The 18,564-nt window shown below is 69.8% G+C and carries 15 protein-coding genes, 1 tRNA gene and 4 pseudogenes; 7 read left to right on the top strand and 13 right to left on the bottom strand.

The window, feature by feature from the left end; translation table 11 throughout:
* Window positions 1-20 precede the first annotated feature (20 nt).
* Window positions 21-731: a type 1 glutamine amidotransferase gene (locus ADK36_RS00190; protein ID WP_048579835.1), complete on the top strand. Its 711-nt coding sequence runs from the start codon at window positions 21-23 to the stop codon at window positions 729-731.
* An 82-nt stretch (window positions 732-813) separates the two neighbouring features.
* Here ADK36_RS00190 and ADK36_RS00185 read toward each other — a convergent pair whose 3' ends face one another.
* From ADK36_RS00185 to ADK36_RS00150, 8 genes are all read right to left on the bottom strand, one after another.
* A complete protein-coding gene (locus ADK36_RS00185) occupies window positions 814-2,271 on the bottom strand; it encodes an APC family permease (RefSeq protein ID WP_048579836.1) in 1,458 nt (485 codons plus the stop codon).
* A gap of 176 nt (window positions 2,272-2,447) precedes the next feature.
* Complete coding sequence (locus ADK36_RS00180; protein ID WP_048579898.1) at window positions 2,448-3,086, bottom strand: TetR/AcrR family transcriptional regulator; 639 nt, start codon at window positions 3,084-3,086, stop codon at window positions 2,448-2,450.
* 103 nt (window positions 3,087-3,189) lie between these two features.
* The gene (locus ADK36_RS00175) at window positions 3,190-4,035 is read right to left on the bottom strand and encodes a fumarylacetoacetate hydrolase family protein (protein ID WP_053195861.1); all 846 of its coding nucleotides are present in this window, start codon (window positions 4,033-4,035) and stop codon (window positions 3,190-3,192) included.
* Window positions 4,036-4,057: 22 nt separating this feature from the next.
* On the bottom strand, window positions 4,058-4,993 hold the full coding sequence (locus ADK36_RS00170; protein WP_053195859.1) for a 3,4-dihydroxyphenylacetate 2,3-dioxygenase: 936 nt from the start codon (window positions 4,991-4,993) through the stop codon (window positions 4,058-4,060).
* The gene (locus tag ADK36_RS00165; protein ID WP_048579839.1) at window positions 4,986-6,446 is read right to left on the bottom strand and encodes an aldehyde dehydrogenase; all 1,461 of its coding nucleotides are present in this window, start codon (window positions 6,444-6,446) and stop codon (window positions 4,986-4,988) included. Before ADK36_RS00165 ends, ADK36_RS00170 begins: the two co-directional genes overlap by 8 nt.
* Window positions 6,447-6,567: 121 nt before the next feature.
* Window positions 6,568-7,380, bottom strand: coding sequence for an acetoacetate decarboxylase family protein (locus tag ADK36_RS00160; RefSeq protein WP_053195858.1), 813 nt, complete (start codon window positions 7,378-7,380; stop codon window positions 6,568-6,570).
* A 12-nt stretch (window positions 7,381-7,392) separates the two neighbouring features.
* Complete coding sequence (locus ADK36_RS00155; RefSeq protein WP_053195856.1) at window positions 7,393-8,601, bottom strand: NAD(P)/FAD-dependent oxidoreductase; 1,209 nt, start codon at window positions 8,599-8,601, stop codon at window positions 7,393-7,395.
* A 5-nt stretch (window positions 8,602-8,606) separates the two neighbouring features.
* Complete coding sequence (locus ADK36_RS00150; protein WP_048579842.1) at window positions 8,607-8,795, bottom strand: ferredoxin; 189 nt, start codon at window positions 8,793-8,795, stop codon at window positions 8,607-8,609.
* A 356-nt stretch (window positions 8,796-9,151) separates the two neighbouring features.
* On the opposite strand from ADK36_RS00150, the gene ADK36_RS00145 reads away from it, so the two are divergent.
* The 3 genes and pseudogenes from ADK36_RS00145 to ADK36_RS00135 form a co-directional block, all read left to right on the top strand.
* Window positions 9,152-10,465: a glutamine synthetase family protein gene (locus ADK36_RS00145; protein ID WP_425315462.1), complete on the top strand. Its 1,314-nt coding sequence runs from the start codon at window positions 9,152-9,154 to the stop codon at window positions 10,463-10,465.
* Between the two features lie 68 nt (window positions 10,466-10,533).
* On the top strand, window positions 10,534-11,841 hold the full coding sequence (locus tag ADK36_RS00140; protein WP_048579844.1) for a cytochrome P450: 1,308 nt from the start codon (window positions 10,534-10,536) through the stop codon (window positions 11,839-11,841).
* A 105-nt stretch (window positions 11,842-11,946) separates the two neighbouring features.
* Window positions 11,947-12,144, top strand: a pseudogene (locus tag ADK36_RS00135) (transposase); the annotation flags it as partial.
* 454 nt (window positions 12,145-12,598) lie between these two features.
* Here the strand turns inward: ADK36_RS00135 and ADK36_RS48615 are convergent.
* Window positions 12,599-12,877 (bottom strand): annotated as a pseudogene (locus tag ADK36_RS48615) (hypothetical protein); the annotation flags it as partial.
* Window positions 12,878-12,887: 10 nt separating this feature from the next.
* On the opposite strand from ADK36_RS48615, the pseudogene ADK36_RS49815 reads away from it, so the two are divergent.
* Window positions 12,888-13,415 (top strand): annotated as a pseudogene (locus tag ADK36_RS49815) (transposase); the annotation flags it as partial.
* Window positions 13,416-13,464: 49 nt separating this feature from the next.
* On the opposite strand, the gene ADK36_RS48610 reads toward ADK36_RS49815, so the two are convergent.
* On the bottom strand, window positions 13,465-14,091 hold the full coding sequence (locus ADK36_RS48610) for a hypothetical protein (RefSeq protein ID WP_159029098.1): 627 nt from the start codon (window positions 14,089-14,091) through the stop codon (window positions 13,465-13,467).
* 314 nt (window positions 14,092-14,405) lie between these two features.
* On the opposite strand from ADK36_RS48610, the gene ADK36_RS00120 reads away from it, so the two are divergent.
* A tRNA-Met gene (locus ADK36_RS00120) sits at window positions 14,406-14,482 on the top strand.
* Window positions 14,483-14,910: 428 nt separating this feature from the next.
* Here ADK36_RS00120 and ADK36_RS48605 read toward each other — a convergent pair.
* The gene (locus ADK36_RS48605) at window positions 14,911-15,195 is read right to left on the bottom strand and encodes a hypothetical protein (protein WP_159391068.1); all 285 of its coding nucleotides are present in this window, start codon (window positions 15,193-15,195) and stop codon (window positions 14,911-14,913) included.
* A 521-nt stretch (window positions 15,196-15,716) separates the two neighbouring features.
* Here ADK36_RS48605 and ADK36_RS00115 point away from each other — a divergent pair.
* Window positions 15,717-16,619 (top strand): ETEC_3214 domain-containing protein, encoded by a 903-nt coding sequence (locus ADK36_RS00115; protein WP_053195851.1) that lies wholly within the window; start codon window positions 15,717-15,719, stop codon window positions 16,617-16,619.
* On the opposite strand, the gene ADK36_RS49810 is transcribed toward ADK36_RS00115, so the two are convergent.
* Window positions 16,574-17,416 carry a zeta toxin family protein gene (locus tag ADK36_RS49810; protein ID WP_234329626.1) on the bottom strand — a complete coding sequence of 281 codons (843 nt, stop codon included), beginning with the start codon at window positions 17,414-17,416 and terminating at the stop codon, window positions 16,574-16,576. The genes ADK36_RS00115 and ADK36_RS49810 overlap by 46 nt on opposite strands.
* A gap of 417 nt (window positions 17,417-17,833) precedes the next feature.
* Window positions 17,834-18,555, bottom strand: a pseudogene (locus tag ADK36_RS49805) (zeta toxin family protein); the annotation flags it as partial.
* Window positions 18,556-18,564 lie beyond the last annotated feature (9 nt).

The raw sequence follows: 18,564 nt of genomic DNA, 5'->3' as shown, positions 1-18,564 counted from the left end.
ACCGGGAAGGAGTGGCCGCCGTGCGCGCACTCGTCATTCAGCACGACCACGTGACGGAGCCGGGTCTGGTCGGGGCCCGGCTCGCGGAGCGCGGATACGACCTCACCGCCGTGACCGTCGTGCCCGAGGGGCGCCACCACGCACCGGACGTGGCCTTCGACTTCCCCGATGCCGGGGACTGGGATCTGATCGTGTCGCTCGGCGCTCCCTGGTCGGTCTACGACGAGACGGCGGTGGGCGGCTGGATCGACGGCGAGCTGGCCCTGTTGCGCAAGGCTCACCACCTCGCCGTCCCGGTGCTCGGCGTCTGCTTCGGCGCTCAGGCGCTCACCACCGCCCTCGGTGGGTCCGTCGAGGCGTCCCCACGCCCCGAGATCGGCTGGACGGAGGTCGATACGCACGACCCCTCCCTGGTGGGCCGCGGGCCCTGGCTCCAGTGGCACTACGACCGCTGCGTCCCGCCGCCCGAGGCCGAGGTCGTCGCCCGCAACGAGGTGTGTGTGCAGGCGTTCCGGGCCGGACGGAGTATGGGGGTGCAGTTCCATCCGGAGATCACCACGCGGATGCTGAGCGGCTGGCTCGCGCTGGGTGGCGCGGAGCAGTGCGTGCGACAGGGCCTGGACCCCGACGAGTTGCTCGCCCGCAGCCGTGCCATGGAACCGGCTGCTCGCGCCAACGCCCGCCACCTCGTCGACGGCTTCCTCGACGGGGTGGCATACGTAGCCGACTGAGGGCTCGCGGGCCGGCGTCGCCCCCGCCGGCCCCCGCCCGGCCGCGACGGACGATGCCCGTCAGCCGTCACCGGTCCGGTCGTCAGCCGTCGGCGGTCGCCCTGCCGCGGGTGAGCCGGGCCGCGACCACTCCCGCGAGCAGGACCGCCGGGACGGTCAGTTCCAGCCAGACGGCCGTGCTCCGTTCCCCGCCGATGAGCGTCGTGAAGTTCTCGACGACGAGCCAGATCGCGCCGACGATGCCGAGGGCGCCCAGGGCGGGGGCGATCAGGGTGTTCCAGGGCCGGGTGTCCAGGCGTTCCCGGCGGAAGAAGGCGAGCACGGAGACCGAGGTCAGGAAGTACAGCAGCATGATCCCCAGGACGGCCACTCCGCTGCCCCATGAGAACAGGGTCAGGACCGGGTCCTTGCCGGCCAGCGCGAACGGGACGACGAGGAGAAGGGCGATGGCCGTCTGCACCCAGCCCGCCACACCGGGGGAGTGATGGCGGTTGATCGACGTCAGTCGGCGGGGCAGCAGCCCGTCGCGGCTGAGGGAGAACAGATAGCGGTTGGCGGAGTTGTGGAAGGCGAGGATGCCGGCGAACAGGGAGGTGGCCAGCAGGAAGGGCAGGACGTCGTATACCCAACCACCGAACTGATCCGCGATCGGCGCGAAGACGAAGGCCGTCGAGTCGCCGCTGCCCAGTGCCTGCCCGGCGGCCGCGGTCGCCTTCGAGGCGCCGTGAGCGGAGATCAGCATCCAGGAGGTGAAGGCGAAGAAGCCGGTGACGAGTGCGACGGCCAGGTAGGTGGCCCGCGGCACCGTCCTGCGTGGCTCGCGCGCCTCCTCGCCGTAGATCGCGGTGGCCTCGAAGCCGACCATCGAGGCCACGGCGAACATCAGCGCCACACCCGGTGCCCCGTCCAGGGCTGCTCCCGGCGAGAACGACTGCGTGAATCCGAGCCCTTCGGATCCACCGCCCTTGAAGAAGGTGACCAGTGCGAAGAGGGCCAGAATGCTGAACTCGGCCAGGACCAGGACCGCCAGCAGCCTGGCGCCCATCTCGATCCCCGAAGCCCCCAGGATCTGGACGACCGCCATCGTGACCACCGCGCACACCCACCAGGGCACGTTCGCCCCCGTGTAATCCGCCAGCAGGCCGCTCACGGTCGCTCCGTACAAGCCGTACATGGCGGCCTGGATCGCGCAGTAGGCGAACAGCGCGATCCCGGCGCTTCCCGTGCCGAGGGGACGGCCGAGGCCTTTGCCGATGTACGTGTAGAAGGCGCCGGCGTTCACCACGTGGCGGCCCATGGCCACGAAGCCGACCGAGAACAGCAGGGTGATCACGCCGGCCGCCGTGTAGGCGGCAGGGGTGCCGGGGCCGTTGCCGATGGCGACCGATATGGGGACGGAGCCCGCGATGCCGGTGAGCGGCGCCTGGGCGGAGAGGACGAAGAAGAGGATGCCCAGAACGCCGAGGGAGTTGGGCTTGAGCTTGCCTGCGGTGGAGGCGCCGGCCGCGGTCTGGCTGTCGACCGCTGTCTGACTGTCCACTCGGATCACCTGCCAGGGAGGGGAAGGGTCGTTTAGGGCCAAACGAGTTGCCTCATGGTGGGCGGGAACTATCCGTTTGGCAAGGGGGTGGGTGAGGATTCCCTTGACGACCGCACGGCGCGAGAGAAGCCCTGGACCACAGACGTCCGGGGCTGCGTCAGGACCAGTTCTGTTGGTCAGCCGTCGGTCTGCGGGCCGGATTCCCGTCCGGTGGACTCGGGGGTCTGGAGCAACCGGAGCAGGTGGCGAAGCTCCTCGACGGCCGCGTCCGTGACCTCGGGCTCGCCGAAGACGAGCTGGTGCAGCACGAGCCCGTCCAGGGCGGCGAAGACCAGTCGGGTCAGGGGGTGACCGGCGTCGCGGGGGAGGATCCGGGACAGCTCGCGCTCCGTGGCGTCGAAGTAGCCGTCGTACAACGCCCGGATCTGCGGCAGCAGTTCGGGTCGGCGTCGTGACTCGAGCAGGAGCTCGTACTGGAATGCCTGTATGTCCGGATCGGCCGTGACCATCTCCGACAGTCCGACCGAGAAGTCGGCGACCTCGCCGGTGCCGGGTTCGAGTGCGCTGGTGTTCAGCGAGGTGCGGATCGCGTGCGCGAGCGCCTCCTCGATCAGCGCGTCCCGTGAGCCGAAGTGGTGGACCACCAGCCCGTGGGTGGCCCCCGCCTCCTGCGCGACGGCCCGGTAGGTGAGCTTGCGCAGTCCGCCGCGGGCCACGACCCGCACTGCGGCGTTGAGCAGGGCTTCCCGCCCCTCCCCGTAGCTCATGCGCCGACGTGGCTCTCGCCCTTCGGGCAGCGGCGCGGACTCGGTCATGGCTGCGACCCTACCTGCCCGTCCGCGCACCGAGGACGGCGCCGCGGCGCCGTACCGGCCCGCCTCCTCGACGCGCGCCGGCACGGCGCCACGCCGCAGCCGCTCATCGCCGGGGCGCGCGGATGCCACGGAATTCCCAGTCGCCGCCGAGCGCCGTGGACAGCACCTCCTCGGACTCGGTGGGCTGGGCGCCGACGTCGGTACGGACCGGGGTGGGGCCGGTGACGACGTGGTTGGTGAGCCTGCCGAGCCCTTCGACCTCGACCTCGACGACGTCCCCGGGCTGCACGGGCCGGGAGTTGGCCGGCGTCCCGGACAGCAGGACGTCGCCGGGGTACAGGGTGATGGTGCGGGCGATGTCGGCGACGAGGTAGTGCATGTCCCACTTCATCTCGTCGGTCGAGCCGTCCTGCACGACCTCGCCGTTGACGTAGGTCCGCAGCCGCTTGCCGTGGAAGTCCCAGTCCGTGACCAGGCCGGGCCCGAGCGGACAGAGCGTGTCGGAGCCCTTGACGCGGAGCATGGAGCCGGCGTCGGTGTCCCGGAAGTCGTGCAGGCCGTAGTCGTTGGCGACGGTGTAGCCCGCGATGTACTCGCCCGCCTCGGCCGGGGAGATGTTGCGGGCGGTCTTGCCGATGACGATGGCGACCTCGCCCTCGTAGTTGAGCCACCTGCAGCCTTCGGGGCGGACGACGGCGCCCTGGTGGGAATTGAGGGCGGAGGTCGGCTTGTGGAAGTAGGTGGGTGTGTCGGGGAGGTCGATGCGGAACTCGTCGACGCGGCTGCGGTGGTTGAGGTGGACGGCGATGACCTTGGAGGGGACGACCGGGGGCAGATGGTGCGCCTCCTCGATCTTCACGCGGCGGCCGTCCCCGGCGACGAGCTCTGCGCCCTCGACGGTGACCTGGACGACGGCGCCGTCCAGGAGGATGCGGCGGTACTCGGGCATGGCGGACCTCTTTCGGGGGCGTCTAGTCGCGGCTGTGCGGGGTGCGGGGCGTCGGGGACGTCGGGAGACCGGTGCCGGTCCACCCGTCCGCGGGGCGGTCGAACCATAGGTGGACCTGGCCGGTGCCGACGGAGTTCTCGTACTCCCCGTACTGCCGGGCCTTTGCGGTGCACGCCTGCTCGCCCAGAGCGCCGGCCATCATCAGGTAGTGGAAGAACTTCGCCTCGGGCCTGTATTTCCAGAACTCGTCCATGGTGGCGAGCACCTTGTCGTGGCGCCCCTCCTTGAACCAGGCGATGCGCTCGTAGTCGGCCTCGCGGGCCTCGGGCGTGCGGATGTGGACCGGGTCGCTGGCCTCGTGGTCGCGGATTTCGCGCAGGGGCCAGAAGGTGTGCGAGAGCGCGCCGGAGGCGATCACCAGCACACGGCGGCCGGGGGTGGCGGCGATGCCGTCGGCCAGCGCGCGGCCGAGGCGCAGGTGGTCCTCCATGTCGCCGGTCTGGCAGACCCCGATGGTGACCCACCGCTTGTCGGGCAGCCCCTCGCCGAGGAACTTCCAGAGGTTGACGGTGGCGTAGTAGATCGGCAGGTAGTCGTCCTCGATCGGGGTGATCCAGGTGCCGTGCCGGTCGGCGAACGAGGCGATGTTGTGGGCGAGTTCCGGGTCGCCGGGAAAGTCGTACGGCATGCGGCACATGCCGCGCGGCAGCTCCTCGGAGGTGAACAGACCGGCGCGGCGGGCTTGCGCGGTGACGACGAACTCGACTGTGGTGGCCCAATGGGAGTCGAGGACGACGACGGTGTCGTAGTCGTCGCGTTCGAAGACCTCCCTGCGGAGCTGCCGGAGGCCGGTGACGAGGGTGATCTCCTTGCCCTCGTTGAGCTCCAGACGGTCCGCCTCGGGCAGCACGATGGTGGGGACGTGGGCGAGCAGGCCCGCCCCGACGATTTCACCCATGGTCCTGCCATCCCTTCGGGGCGGTGACGGTGTTCTTGAGGTCGCAGTAGAAGTCGAAGCTCCAGGTGCCGCCCTCGCGGCCGACGCCGGAGAGGCGGGAGCCGCCGAAGGGTGCCTGGAGGTCGCGTACGAAGAAGCAGTTGACCCAGACGGTGCCGGCGACGAGCCGGGCGGTGACGCGGTCGGCGCGGTCGCGGTCGCCGGTGGCGACGGTGGCGGCCAGGCCGAAGCGGGTGTCGTTGGCGAGCCGGACGGCCTCCTCCTCGGTGGCGAAGGTCTGGAGGGTGAGCACCGGCCCGAAGACCTCCTCCTGGACGATCTCGCTGTCCTGGGCGACATCGGTGAGGAGTGTCGGCGCGTAGTACCGGCCGTCCCTGGGGTGGCCGCCGATGACCGCGCGGGCTCCGGCCGCCGTCGCCCGCCGCACGAAGCCGTCGATCTTCTCCAGTTGGCGGGGGTGGATGGTGGGGCCGATGTCGGTGGCCTCGTCGCGCGGGTCGCCCTGCGTGAGCCGGGCGGCCTTCTCGACGAACCGGCGGGTGAACTCCTCGGCGACCGTCTCCTCGACCAGGAGACGGGTCGCGGCGAGGCAGACCTGCCCGGCGTTGTCGTACTGCTCGACGGCGAGATCGACGGCCAGATCGAGATCCGCGTCGGCGAAGACCAACAGGGGTGACTTGCCGCCGAGTTCGAGGCTCAGCGGGGTGAGGTTGGCGGCCGCCGACGCAGCGATCCGCCGCGCTGTCGGCACGGAACCGGTGAAGCTGATCCGGCGTACGCCCGGGTGGGAGGTGAGAGCGTCGCCGATCTCCGAGCCGTAGCCCTGCACGACGTTGAGGACACCGGCCGGCAGCCCGGCCGCCGCCGCGATGTCGGCGAGGAGCGACGCGGTGAGCGGCGACCACTCGGCGGGCTTGAGGACCACGGTGTTGCCGGCGGCGAGCGCGGGCGCGACCTTCCAGGTGGCCAGCATCAGCGGGGCGTTCCACGGGGTGATCAGCACGCACGGGCCCGCCGGGTCCCAACTGACGTGGTTGGTGTGGCCGCGCGTCGCGAAGTCCTCGTGGTCCAGTCGCAGCAACCAGTCGGCGAAGAAGCGGAAGTTGTGGGCGACGCGGGGCATCACACCACGGCGGTGGGAGCGGAGCAGGGCGCCGTTGTCGGTGGTCTCGACGACGGCGAGCTCTTCGAGCCGCTTCTCGACCCCGTCGGCGACGGCGTGCAGGATGCGGGCGCGTTCGGCGCGGGGGGTGGCGGCCCAGGCGGGGAAGGCGGCCTTGGCGGCGGAGACGGCGGCGGCAACCTCGGCCGGGGTACCCCGGGAGATCTCTCCGAGCACGCTGCCGTCGATCGGCGAGACGTCGGTGAAGGTGTCGCTGGAGGCGACACGTTCGCCGCCGATCCAGTGCCGGGTGTCGACGGAAACTCCGGCGACGGTGATCTTGTCAAGCATCAGAAGAATTCCTTTTGTACGAGGGGAGGCTGATCCACCTGGGGGCGCGGGGCTGTATCGATATGCGGCTCCGCCGCGTGGGCGCGACCGGCCACGACGAACCCGCGGCCGACCACCGACCTCACCCGGCTGACGCGGACGACGTACCGGCCTCCAGCAACCGCCCCCCGTCCCACACCACCCCGACCTGGCGGTAATACGCGGCGATCGGCTCACGCACCTCCAGCCGCGCCAACTCCTCCGTAGGCGCGTCGAAGAGCGACAACTCGGCCTCGCCGACCCACGCCTGCCCGGCCTCGAAGGACGCCGCCCCCGTCTCGATCAGCTCGTCCAGCGCGAGCCCCTTGCCCTTCTCGATGGACGGCAGCCACCGGTGATGGGCCATGGGATGCCCGTTGACGAACCCGTTCGTCTCCGACGGCTCCCGCAGCGTCACCACGGCCTCGGCCAGCCGCCGGTCCGCCGCAGCCAACGTCGCCCCGAAACGCGCCCCCGCCGCGATTCGCGGAGCGGGCCCGTACGGATGCGGCCGTGTCTGATGGATCGACCCGAGCTTCTTCGGATAGCCCTGGTGCAGCCCGCGCGCGATCGCGAAGTCCTTGTCGACCCAGATGTACACACAGCGCGAGTAGGTCCGCCCGCGGAACGAGCAGCGCACGACGGCGAAGGCCTCCTTGTACTGGGAGCGCACCGGATCCAGCAGTTCCTCCTGGGACCCCGAGCAGGACTGCCAGTCGGCCCAGATCAGCGCCACCGCGCCGGGGTCCTCCTCGGCCAACTCCAGTGGTTCCGGCAGCAGTTCACGCACGCGGGCGGGATCCGTGCGGTACTCGACGGTGAGCAGGTCGCCCGAGTAGTGCCAGGGCGGCGAGGGAATCAGCGACGAGGCGCCCGTCGCCGTCTTGGGGTGGAAGTAACCGTGGACGGTGGTCATGGCCAGGACTCCTTACGAGGTGAGCGCGGGCTGCTTCAGCAGCTGGGCGCGGTAACGGGCGGCGCTCGTGGCGACGGCGTGGCCGCCGAGCGCGACGACTCCGGTCAGCCGTCCGTCGAGGTGGTAGCCGACCAGAACGTCACCCTCCGGATCACCGTCGAGGACACGCACGTCGTCCAGACCGAGGACGGGCGCCCCGAAGGACTGCAGCCGGAACTCGTGCTGGTCGCTCCAGAAGGTGGGCAGGGGAGCGAAGGGGGTCAACTCCTGTTCGCTGCCGCTGAGATGGGCGACAAGGGACTTCGCGGCGTGCTTGGCGGTGTCGGTCGGGATCGACCAGTGTTCGACCCGGCGCGGTACACCGTCGTAGCGGGCGTTGGGGAAACGCGCCACGTCACCGACCGCGATCGCCTCCGGCCGCCCCCCGACCCGCAGCAACTCGTCGGTGAGCACGCCGTCGGACAGGTCGAGCCCGTTGCCCTCCAGCCACTCGACGTTGGCGACCGAGCCGACGGACTCGACCACGACGTCGGCGGGCAGCACGGCCCCGTCGGCGAGGCGTACGCCCGTGACCCGGTCCTCGCCCTCGAAGCCGGTCACGCCGACGCCGAGCGCGAACCGCACCCCGCGCTCCTCGTGGCGCCTCAGCAGGGCACGGGCGAGGAGCGCGCCGAGCGGCCCGACCATGGGCAGCGGCAGCGGGTCGACGACGGTCACCTCGGCGACACCGAGCCCGACCGCCGTGGCGGCGACCTCGCAGCCGATGAAACCGGCACCGACCACGACCACGCGGGCTCCGGGCCGGGTCAGCTCGTCCCGCAGGCGCTGGGCGTCGGCGAGTGTACGGACCGTATGGCGGCCGGTCAGGGGCCCCGGGCAGCGCAGTCGCCGGGGCCGCACACCGGTGGCGACGACCAGTCCGTCGTACGAGACCGTCGAGCCGTCGTCGAGTGCGACCGTCCGCTCGGCGAGCCCGGCGGAGACGACCTTCGTGCCCAGGCGCCACTCCACGTCCTGCGCGGCTGATCTGGGTGTGAAGGCCAGCGACGCGAACGGCGCCTTGCCGGCCAGTACTTCCTTGGACAGCGGCGGCCGGTTGTACGGCATGTGGGGCTCGTCCCCGACGACCGTGACGGCGCCGGTCCAGCCCGCCGCGCGCAGTTGTTCGGCGGCCCGCAGGCCGCCCAGGGAGGCGCCGGCGACGAGGATGCGTCCGGTCACGGTGCTCAGTCCTCGATCCGGATGGCCTGGAGCGGGCACACGTCGGCGGCCTCCTCGACCTCGTCGCGCAGGGCGTCGGCCGGGTCGGGGACGTAGGCGAGGTGACCGTCGTCGTCCATCGAGAAGACGTCCGGGGCCGCGAAGACGCACTGGCCGTGGTCCTGGCACTTGTTCATGTCGACGACGACCTTCATGGCCGTTCCTCCAGAGGGTGAGGGCGTCGGAGCAGGGCGAGGGGGAGAGGGGCCCGACCGCGCTGCGACCAGGCCCCTCGGCCAAAGGGGTGCGAAGGAGCTGCGCCCCTAGCTCGTTTGGCTTCAAACAACATAGGAAGCGGCGTGGTCCTGGTCAATACCTGTCCAGGTGGATAAATTTTCAGGGCGCCCCTCTTGCGGACGGCGAGCACCCTTCATACCGTTCGGAATCAAACGACTTCCTCGGAGCCACTGCCCCGCCGCACACTCCGGCTCCCGTCGTCCTCCCGCCACCCACCCCATCCGCCCGAGGAGAATCGGTGAGCGCTCACGACAGCCCAGACATCCGCCGGCACATGGAGCAGCTCGCCGCCGACGGCATCGACGTGGTCCGGGTGACCTACCCCGACCTCCTCGGCACGGAGCGTGCCCGTGACGTGCTGCTGGAGGAGCTGCCCCGCGCCATGGACCACGGGCTCGCCTTCTGCCGGGCCGTCTACCACACCAGCCCGCAGGGCGACGTCGTCCCGGTCGGCGGCGGTCTGGACGCCGGCCTGCCCGACATCACCGTGCGACCGGATCTCGACACGTTGGTCGCACTGCCGTGGGAGCCGGGTGTCGCCACCTGTCTCGCGGACGTCGTCGACCCGGCCACCGGATCGGCGGCGCCCGAGTCGCCGCGCGACCTGCTGCGGGGCGTCCTCGCCCGATGCCGGGAGCGGAACCTGCGGCCGGTCGTCGGACCCGAGCTGGAGTACTTCCTGTGCGAGCCGGACCCCGCCGGAGGCTGGCGCCGCTACGGACGGGAGACCGGTGTCGTCTACACGGCAGGGCTGCGTGCCGACCCGGACAACCATCTCCTGCGCACACTGCGGCACGTCCGGGACCTGAACATCGGGGTCCTGAGCGGCAACCACGAGTTCGACGGCGGACAGTTCGAGATCAACCTCCTGCACTCGGAGGCGCTGTCGGCCGCCGACCGGGCCTTCCGCTTCAAGGCCGCCGTCAAGGAACTGGCCCGCAGGGAAGGCCGCCTCGCCACCTTCATGGCCAAGCCCTTCAACGATGCCGGTGGCTCCGGCTTCCACCTCCACCTCTCGTGCGAGGACGCCGAAGGCCGCAACGCCTTCGACGACCCCGCGGGCGCCCACGGCCTGTCGGCCGAGGCCCGGCACGCCGCCGCCGGCATCCTCGCGCACGCGCCCGCCCTCGCCGCGCTGGCCAATCCGACGGTCAACTCCTACAAGCGCTTCGGCCCCGACACCCTCGCCCCCTGGCTGATCGACTGGGGTCTGGACAACCGCAGCGCCATGGTCCGCATCCCGCCCGAGCGCGGCTCCGGTGCCCGGCTGGAACTCAGGCTGGGTGACGCCAGCGCCAACCCCTACCTGCTGATCGCCGGGACCCTCGCCGCCGCGCTGCTCGGCATCGAGGCCGGCGAGGAGCCGCCGGCCCCGCTGGAGGGCTACGGCTACGACACCGGCAAGTCGGCCGTGCTGCCCATGAGCCTGTCCGCCGCGCTCGACGCGCTGGAGGCGGACACCGCCCTCACCGGCCTCCTCGGCAAGGCATTCACCACGTCCTTCCTCACCTACAAGCGGGACGAGGTCGAACGCTTCGGGCGACACGTCACCGACTGGGAGTTCACCGAGTACGCCCACCACCTGTAGGCCGGACGCCCCTTTCGGCCGCCCAGTCAGCCCCTCAAGGCCCGAGCCAGCCCAGGAGTTCCCCACCCATGACCAGCCCCGCCACTCCCGCCACGGGCGCCGAGCTGCGCGCCGCCCTCGCCGAGCCCCTCCCGCTCGACCAGGTGGACCTCGCCGACCTCGACCACTTCGCGGACGGCACCACGCCCTGGCGCATGTTCCACACCCTGCGCCACCAGGACCCCGTCCACTGGCAGCCCGAGGACGCCCCCAACTCCGGGTTCTGGGCCGTGACCCGGCACGCGGACATCGCCCGGGTCGACCGCGACGCCGAGACCTTCACCTCCACCAGGTTCGTCAACCTCGAAGAGGTCGACGACGACCAGATCAAGAAGCGGGCCTCCATCCTGGAGCTGGACGGCGTCCGCCACCGGGCGCTGCGCAGCGTGATCCAGCGGCAGTTCGGGGCGGCCGTCATCAACAGCTACGGCGACTTCCTGCGCGGTCTGACGGCCAAGACCCTGGACGCGGCCCTCACCAAGGGCAGCTTCGACTTCGTCAAGGAAGTCTCCGCCGACTTCCCCATCAACGTCCTCGCCCGCCTCCTCGACGTACCGCCCGAGGACAACCAGCGGCTCATCGACTGGGGCAACCGGATCATCGGCAACACCGACCCCGACTACGCCGACGTCCTGCTGCACAGCGAGGAGAGCGAGAAGTACCGCGACCTGCCGTTCCGCTCGCCCGCCTCCCTCGAAGTCTTCGAGTACGGACGGGAACTGGCCCGGCAGCGACGCGGCGGCGACGGGAACGACCTCGTCTCCAAGCTCGTCAACACCACCCCACGCGACGGAGTCCCGCTCTCCGCCCAGGACTTCGACAACTACTTCCTGCTCCTGGTCGTGGCCGGCAACGAGACCACCCGGCACACCATCACCCACTCGATGCTGGCCCTCCTCCAGCACCCCGAGCAGCTCGCCCGCCTCCAGGAGGACCCCTCCCTGATCCCCACCGCGGTCGAGGAGTTCCTGCGCTGGGCCTCGCCCGTCTACCACTTCCGCCGCACCGCGACCCGGGACGTCGAACTCGGCGGCAAGCGGGTCAAGGAGGGCGACAAGGTCGTCATGTGGTTCGCCTCCGGCAACCGCGACGAGGAGGTCTTCGGCAACCCGTACGACTTCGACGTCGCCCGGCAGCACAACGACCACATCACCTTCGGCAAGGGCGGCCCGCACCTGTGCCTGGGCAACCTGCTCGCCCGCACCGAGATCCGGATCATGTTCGAGGAGCTCATCCCGCGCCTGGCGACCATCCGGCTGGCCGGCGACGTGCCGCGCGTGCGCTCGAACTTCGTCAACGGCATCAAGAAACTGCCCGTCGAGGTCACCCTCGCCTGAGCGGGTGCCTTGTCGAACACATCGAGGCCGAGATCGCGCGGCACCCACGCCACGCCGCTCGTAATGGCGCAGAGTCCGGATGTTCACCCCGGCTGCCTCGGCGACCTGCAGAAGGGTTCCGCGGAGAGGGTCGCCGCGACCATCCGCACGATCTTCGCGCAGACGACCGCTGAGGCCGTCCGCACCCGGCTGAACGTGGTGGCCGACAGGCTCGGCCGGCAGTTCCCCCAGGTCAAGACCATGCTGCTGGACGCCGCGACGGACCTCACCGCGTGCGCGGACCTCCCGCCGGCCCACTGGAAGTGACTACAGCATTCGGCGGGACACCGTCGTGGCACCCGACGGACGTCTCTTGCGTAACGCAGCGGGAACCACATCGAGGAGTCGACGCAGCGGTGGGAGGCGCCGATGGGCGGTGCGAAGGGCGCCTGACGGGCATCCGCCCAGGTCAGGCGCCCTTTCTCCGGTGTCTAGAAGAAGCCCGGCTTCTTCGGCGAATGCGACGCCAACAGGTTCTTGGTCTGTTGGTCGTAACAGCCTGCTTGGTGCCGCGACCATGGAAAACGACCGTTGATTCCGTGGTGAACGAAGTGCCGCCCCCCGGACGAGCTGGGCCACTGACCCGAGGCCGGCATCCGAACCGAGCGGCGGGGCCCGCAACCCGACCGTCGAACGGCGCGTGCGGACCGCTTCCGCGCGACCATCTCCCGTAGGCCGCAGGGGCCCGGATTCGCCCCGAAGCCCCTGCCGTGACGGCTCACGCCGGTCCCCGCTCCTCAGGGCGCTCCGGACGGACGATCACGGCCTTCGAGGTCGGAGAGTTGCTGATGTCCGCAACGCTGTCGAGCGGTACCAGGACATTGGTCTCCGGGTAGAAGACGGCGGACGAACCAGGGGGAGTGGGATAGGCGACGATACGGAAGTCGTCCGCGCGGCGCTCCGAACCGTCGGACCAGACACTGACGAGGTCGACGACGGAGCCTTCCGTGCGGCCCAGGTCGGCGAGATCGGCCTCGTTCACCAGGACGACGCGCCGGCCACCCTTCCGACGGCACCTCTGGCACGACCTGGGCCGAGCCGCCGAGAAGTGCGTCCACCGGCACCGTGGCTGCTTGCGCCCCACACCGGCCCAGCCTGAGGAACCACAGGAAGAGGCGGAGCCGGCTGCGTCGCCCTGGTCGACAGGACACCGGTTCGCCGAACGCACCCGCGCCAAGCACGCCACCATCCACGCTCTCCTCGCCGCCGGGCACAGCAAGCGGTCCGTCGCCCGGCAGCTCGGGATGACCCTCAACACGATCTTGCTGCGTTCATTCGGCCACAGGGTCGCTCACCTCCAGGGCGATCAGTTGCCGACCTGGATCGACGCGGCCACCTCCACTACCGCCCTGCCCAGCCACCGGCACTTCGCCCAACACCTCGAACGCGACCTCGACGCCGTCACCGCGGGCCTCACACTGCCCTGGAACTCCGGCGTCATGGAAGGCCACGTCAACCGGATCAAGATGCTCAAGCGCCAGATGTTCGGCCGCGCCGGATTCGAGCTCCTGCGCAAACGAGTCCTGTTGGCGTGACCGAGGGTCACGCGACCACACGAAGTGGACCAGAGCCTATGTGGCGGTGTCAGCTGCCGAGGTCCGCGCATCGCGCGACAGGCTTCTCCTCATATCGAGGCGTCTCGGTCAAATACCTGCGGTCGTAAGTATCAAATTGACTATTGTCGAATCCTTGGAATGGTTCCGGCAACCGGCGCAAGCTGTCCCAAGTCCGCTCCCAACCGTCCCCATAGCGGTCCACGAACAATATGCTGCCCAATTGCAGCGCCGGCCCCACCTCTCCTGCTTGTGGTGTTGCAAGTTGACGTCCGCGATACACGCGTTCCGTGCAGGGGGGCAGGCTGGTCTCCGACCAAGAAAGACCATCATATCTGACACCCTTACTACGAAATGAAATCGACACTCTGATTGAAACGAAGCTCACGGGGTCGGGCGACCGATTGATCACGTGTAGTGACATGGGGCGGAGGCTTGAGCCCTCGACCCAGGCAGAGACAAGAACTGCCTGACTGCGCTCCTTGTCGGCAGCGTCTTCCCTGGACTGGTCGAGTGCGTCCGCTGCTACTCGCGCGTCGTAGTAGGTTGCGACGCCCGTGAAACCGAGAGTCCCAATACCGGCCACCACGGTGAGTACTGTGCCGATAGCGATCCACGGAATCTGACGCCACCACGGCCCGCCGCTCGTCGTGTTCACGCGGGCTCGCACCTGAATAGGAGCCGACCGCCCCCGGGCCAACCTTTGCCTCGCCTGCCGTGTGCGCTGCGCATCGCGCATCCCACTCACGACCGCCCCCTTACTCCCCCAAAGTGGCCTTCGAAGGACCGCATGTTTCTTCCCCGAGCGGCGCACCTTCATACGGCAGAGTCGTCGGGCTCGAGCTTGGACGGCGCAGGGGCATGGTTGCGGCTATCGGTAACGCGGCGTGTGGGTGGTCTCCGCGGCTCGCCGCCCGGGCCGCCAGAAACCACCGCGCGCATCGCTGGCGTCCCGTACTCTGGAGGCATCAACGCGGGGTGGAGCAGCTCGGTAGCTCGCTGGGCTCATAACCCAGAGGTCGCAGGTTCAAATCCTGTCCCCGCTACCACCATCCGGCCCCCGGTGACATAGCGTCGCCGGGGGCCGGAGTCGTTCATGAGCAGATCTGCCCGGACCACCGGACCGGAACCCATCCCCAACTGGTCTCGGGGCAGGCCGTCTGGTGGTGCATCGCCAGCGCGAGCCCGGACGCCCTCGACCTTCGTTTGAAGATGGACCCCAGCCCTCGCCAGGCACGCACCCGGGACCGTTGGCGGCCCAGTCATCCATGTGCTGGACCTGCCAGGCGGCTCCCTCCGCGAGGGCTATGTCGACCGCTGACTCTGCGGGAACCCGCGTGGCGAACGCAGGCCGCGTGCGATGACGGCACCCGCTTGGCCGGGGTTGGCATCTGACGATGCATCGTCGCGGGCCCTGTCGGCGCTCCACAAACATCAAGGGTGTGCCGGGCGTAGGTCAGAGCTCCGCGCCATTCGCTCAGCCGAGCAGCCTGCTCAGTAGGCTTTCGCCTGCGTCTTGGTCAGGACTCTCTGCGGCCGGAGTCTGGCGTTGGTCGGAGATGCCCCCGATTCGATTCACGCCGTGCTTAGGCGACGAGCTCGGCATTTCATGTCCGACATGCTCTGGTTGGTCATTCCCGGAAGCGGATTGAACGATGCTGACGCTGTTCTCGTCGTCGTCTGCGGCGGTGGCTGGGCCAATGCTGCCGAGGACTGCTGCGCCAGCCATGGCGGTTACGGTCAGGAGCTTGCGGATGCGCATGCGGGGCGTTTTCCGTTCGAGTGCGGAACATTGGACAGTCCCATATCATCATCAATTGTGAACTTGAAGCCCAATACGCCCATCTGTGGGCGAGGCATCCCATAAAGCAATGGACCGTGGCGGGGGAGTGCCGGCCGCTGTGTTCGTGCGTTGATGCGCCACCTGACGAACACAGCCTCCGTCAGCACGCGCACCTCGTTCTCGCCGCGCCCGATGCGGTTCCGCTCGTTGGCCACGGCCGGCAGCGGCAGGCCCTCCGCCACGGAGGCGGGAGGGTTCGCCGCGAACGACGCGCGGCCGGCCTGATGCGCGGGTGCCATGCCGCCCGTGATGCCGTTCGCGCGGGCCTGACGCCAGCCAGCGACAGCCGTAGCAGCAGGCCGTGTTGCTGATTCTCATCGACATTCCCGAGCACTGCGATCGCCAAGTACTGCCCGAAACCGACGACAAACGTTGCCTCCTCCCGCTTACAGGGGCAGCCAACTGCTGTGCTGCGGAGGGTGGTACGGCATTCTTCAGCGATGAAGCCCGATCCGGAGCCCTGGTACAACGCCACCCTCAACCTTTGGCAGCTGGCGGGAGTGCTCGTAGCCACCTGGAGCCTCACCAAGACGCTCACCGAGGGATGGCGCCGCACCGTCGGCCGCAGGCGCTACCTCACTACCCGTCTCCGCAAGATCGCCCCGGGCGTGCGGCACGATTACGTCGAATCCCTGCTGGGCGAGCCGAAGTGGCAGTCCACCATGGAATGCACCCGTCTCGCCGACGAACCCGCAGACGTCGACGAGGACGACAGGAAAGTCGGGATCACCGTACGGACGTGGCCCTTGTCGAGGCTCGGCTACCTGGTCACCTGGAGCGACGACGACACCGTGGTCATGTATGGGCTCACCACGATCAGTTGGTGGTTCCGGCCCCGCGTGCTGATCGGCGAGACGCTGATCCGGCTGGGGAAGAGCACCTTCGCAGCCCTCGACGACCCGGGCGAGCACCGCGCCTGGCTCGGCAACCGTCGGTTCGGGTACCGGGAGCACCACTACTTCGGCAATCCAGGCGGCTACCGATCGTGGTACGTCGGTGTCAACGATGTCGGCTACAACGCCGTTCCTCCCGCCCTCGACTGGTTCGACGACGGGGACGACTCCCGCACGCGCCTTGTGCCTCGCAGGCAAGCCGCCTACCGGGCGAGCGCACCGATCAACACCGTTGTTACCAGCGGCATCGCCCTGTATGAGGAAGTGCAGGACGGCAGCTTCTTCGGCATCTCCCTGGGGGCCGACCAGGACCTGGTCCGCCTGGCCGACCCCGAATACCAGGTGATCGACAGTCGGATCAGCCGGGCCCACTGCCGTATCCGGGACTGGCAATGGCGGATCAACTACCGCCGCAGGGAGAGGAAGCTGCGCGCCCTGTACGGCGGGTGAGCGGGAAAGCTTGCGAAGCGGCCGTCCGGAGGACGACGGCCACTCCCGTTCATGATCAAGATCAAGGGGGTTGCCATGTCCGGCACACCAGATGAGCCCGACGTCTCCGGCCTGGAGGAGGGCGAGGCGCAGCAGGCGATCGACATCGTGCAGGAGGTGGTCCGGTGGTACACCGAGCGGATCGTGGATCGCTGCCGAGCGTCGGGCGCCGCTGCTCGACGATGAGCGGATCGCGCAGCTGACGGCCGACCGCACGGCCATCTACCAGGACCTCCAGCGACTGGAGAAGGCCGGCCCGGAGGAGGAAGACCGCCTTGCTGAGCTCTACGCGGCCCGGCTGAGGCAGTTGGAGTCGTAGCCCGCCCGGGGCACCGGCAGCAGCTGAACGGCGTGGCGGGAAACTCCGATCCGGGACGACTGCATGTGGGCGGGCGTAGCGCAGCGCGGTGGAACAGGCGGCTGTCCGCCTCCCGTACGGCCAGTACCACGAGCTCCACCGGATAGCCGGCCTCGGAGCAGGCGAGGGCGCTGCCGAGGACGTCGTCGGCGTGGCCGGGGGCGGTCTCGATGAGCAGGTCGCCGCGCCGGTCCCGGACGAAGGCCTCCACGCGGGTGAACAACGCCTTGTAGTCGGCGCGGATGGCTGCGCCGTCGCCGCGGGGATCCTGCCGGAGCAACTGCCGGTGGTCCGGGTGCGCGGACTTGAAGTCGTCGCGCAGGCGCGTGGTGCCAGACCTCATGGCACGGCGCACCATCCGGGTGGCCGCCGTCTTGCCCGCCCCGGGCTGCCCGATCACGTACACGGCGCGCGGATCGTCCCGACGCACCACGCCTGCGAGCGCCGTCGGGGTGATCAGCTCGTCGAAGATCCAGTCATGCTCGGACGCGGACAGCCGGTGGTGGGCGACTCCGGGCGGCGTCGCGGTGGGCTGGGCGGTGCGGCGTACCGGCTCGGACCAGGCGGCCGCGTGCTCGGTGTCGCGCTGGACGGCCAGGCGCCGGTCCTCGTCGGCGAGTTCGGTGTGCACGCGACGGTCGGTGCGGGCGAGATGGCGGCGGAAGGCTGCGGTCTCGGGTGCGCTCCACGGCCGCGCCCGCTCCACCCGCTCCACCCGCTGCGCGGCCGGACGGTGCCGCCAGGTGCCCTCGGGGGTGAGCTCGTTGATGTAAAGGACGGTGCCGTCGTGCCGTACGACGGTGACGCGGTCGGCGAGCTGCTCGGTCTCGATGACGGACAGCGTGGTCAGCAGGTTCTTCGCGCAGGTGTCGTGGTTCTCCCAGGACACGTAGCGACCCCCGCCGTTGGCGGCGTCGGTGAGGAAGCGGTCCAGGATGCCGTGCTGGCTCAGGGCCTCCGCGGTGGCCACCACCATCACCTCGATCCGGTGGCCGGCTGCCCGGCAGGCGAGCGAGGAGGCACGGAAATCCGCCGGGTCGGCGAGCGCGGACTCCACCACAGCGTCGAAGCGCCCGTCACGGACGCGGGCTTCGACCGCGGCCTGCCAGCGCGCGGTGTCCGGGCGGACCAACGCTCCGGCGGTACGGACATCGGTGGTCAGGGGCCCCGGTAGTGCCGGTGCGCGGGTTTGTGCAGATCCCTTCCGACGCGCACGGCGCCGCCGCGTCGGTCCAGGACTGCTTGCACCAGGTCGGCAAGCCGCGTCTTCCCTGCGCCGGGCTGGCCCGCCACAACGACAACGACCGGCCGCTGCTGCGGGACAGCGTCGCGCACGGCCGCCGGGAGGATTACTCGGTGCCGTACGTCGAAGCGCTCCTGCTCGCTGAGCACGACCGAGCCCTTGCCTCCTGCCGCCACCACGCCTCCTGTCACCCGGCCCGAGCGTTTGGCCTGCACGGCCGCGATCAACCTAGCTCCTTGAGCGATTGAAGAGCGAAATAATGAGCGATTCAATGCGCGATTGGTGTAGGGTGTCATCGGAGGTGA

The organism is Streptomyces viridochromogenes (assembly GCF_001270495.1).
GTDB classification, from domain to species: Bacteria; Actinomycetota; Actinomycetes; order Streptomycetales; family Streptomycetaceae; genus Streptomyces; species Streptomyces viridochromogenes_A.
Note: the sequence above shows the minus strand (reverse complement) of the source record. Positions and strands in the feature narration are given on the sequence as shown.

What these genes read in the sequence shown, in the direction of transcription:
- ADK36_RS00180 (WP_048579898.1), bottom strand. Translation starts at nt 3,086, where the DNA reads ATGACCGAGTCCGCGCCGCTGCCCGAAGGGCGAGAGCCACGTCGGCGC.
- ADK36_RS00175 (WP_053195861.1), bottom strand. Translation starts at nt 4,035, where the DNA reads ATGCCCGAGTACCGCCGCATCCTCCTGGACGGCGCCGTCGTCCAGGTC.
- ADK36_RS00170 (WP_053195859.1), bottom strand. Translation starts at nt 4,993, where the DNA reads ATGGGTGAAATCGTCGGGGCGGGCCTGCTCGCCCACGTCCCCACCATC.
- ADK36_RS00165 (WP_048579839.1), bottom strand. Translation starts at nt 6,446, where the DNA reads ATGCTTGACAAGATCACCGTCGCCGGAGTTTCCGTCGACACCCGGCAC.
- ADK36_RS00160 (WP_053195858.1), bottom strand. Translation starts at nt 7,380, where the DNA reads ATGACCACCGTCCACGGTTACTTCCACCCCAAGACGGCGACGGGCGCC.
- ADK36_RS00150 (WP_048579842.1), bottom strand. Translation starts at nt 8,795, where the DNA reads ATGAAGGTCGTCGTCGACATGAACAAGTGCCAGGACCACGGCCAGTGC.
- ADK36_RS00145 (WP_425315462.1), top strand. Translation starts at nt 9,152, where the DNA reads ATGGAGCAGCTCGCCGCCGACGGCATCGACGTGGTCCGGGTGACCTAC.
- ADK36_RS00140 (WP_048579844.1), top strand. Translation starts at nt 10,534, where the DNA reads ATGACCAGCCCCGCCACTCCCGCCACGGGCGCCGAGCTGCGCGCCGCC.
- ADK36_RS48605 (WP_159391068.1), bottom strand. Translation starts at nt 15,195, where the DNA reads ATGCGCATCCGCAAGCTCCTGACCGTAACCGCCATGGCTGGCGCAGCA.
- ADK36_RS00115 (WP_053195851.1), top strand. Translation starts at nt 15,717, where the DNA reads ATGAAGCCCGATCCGGAGCCCTGGTACAACGCCACCCTCAACCTTTGG.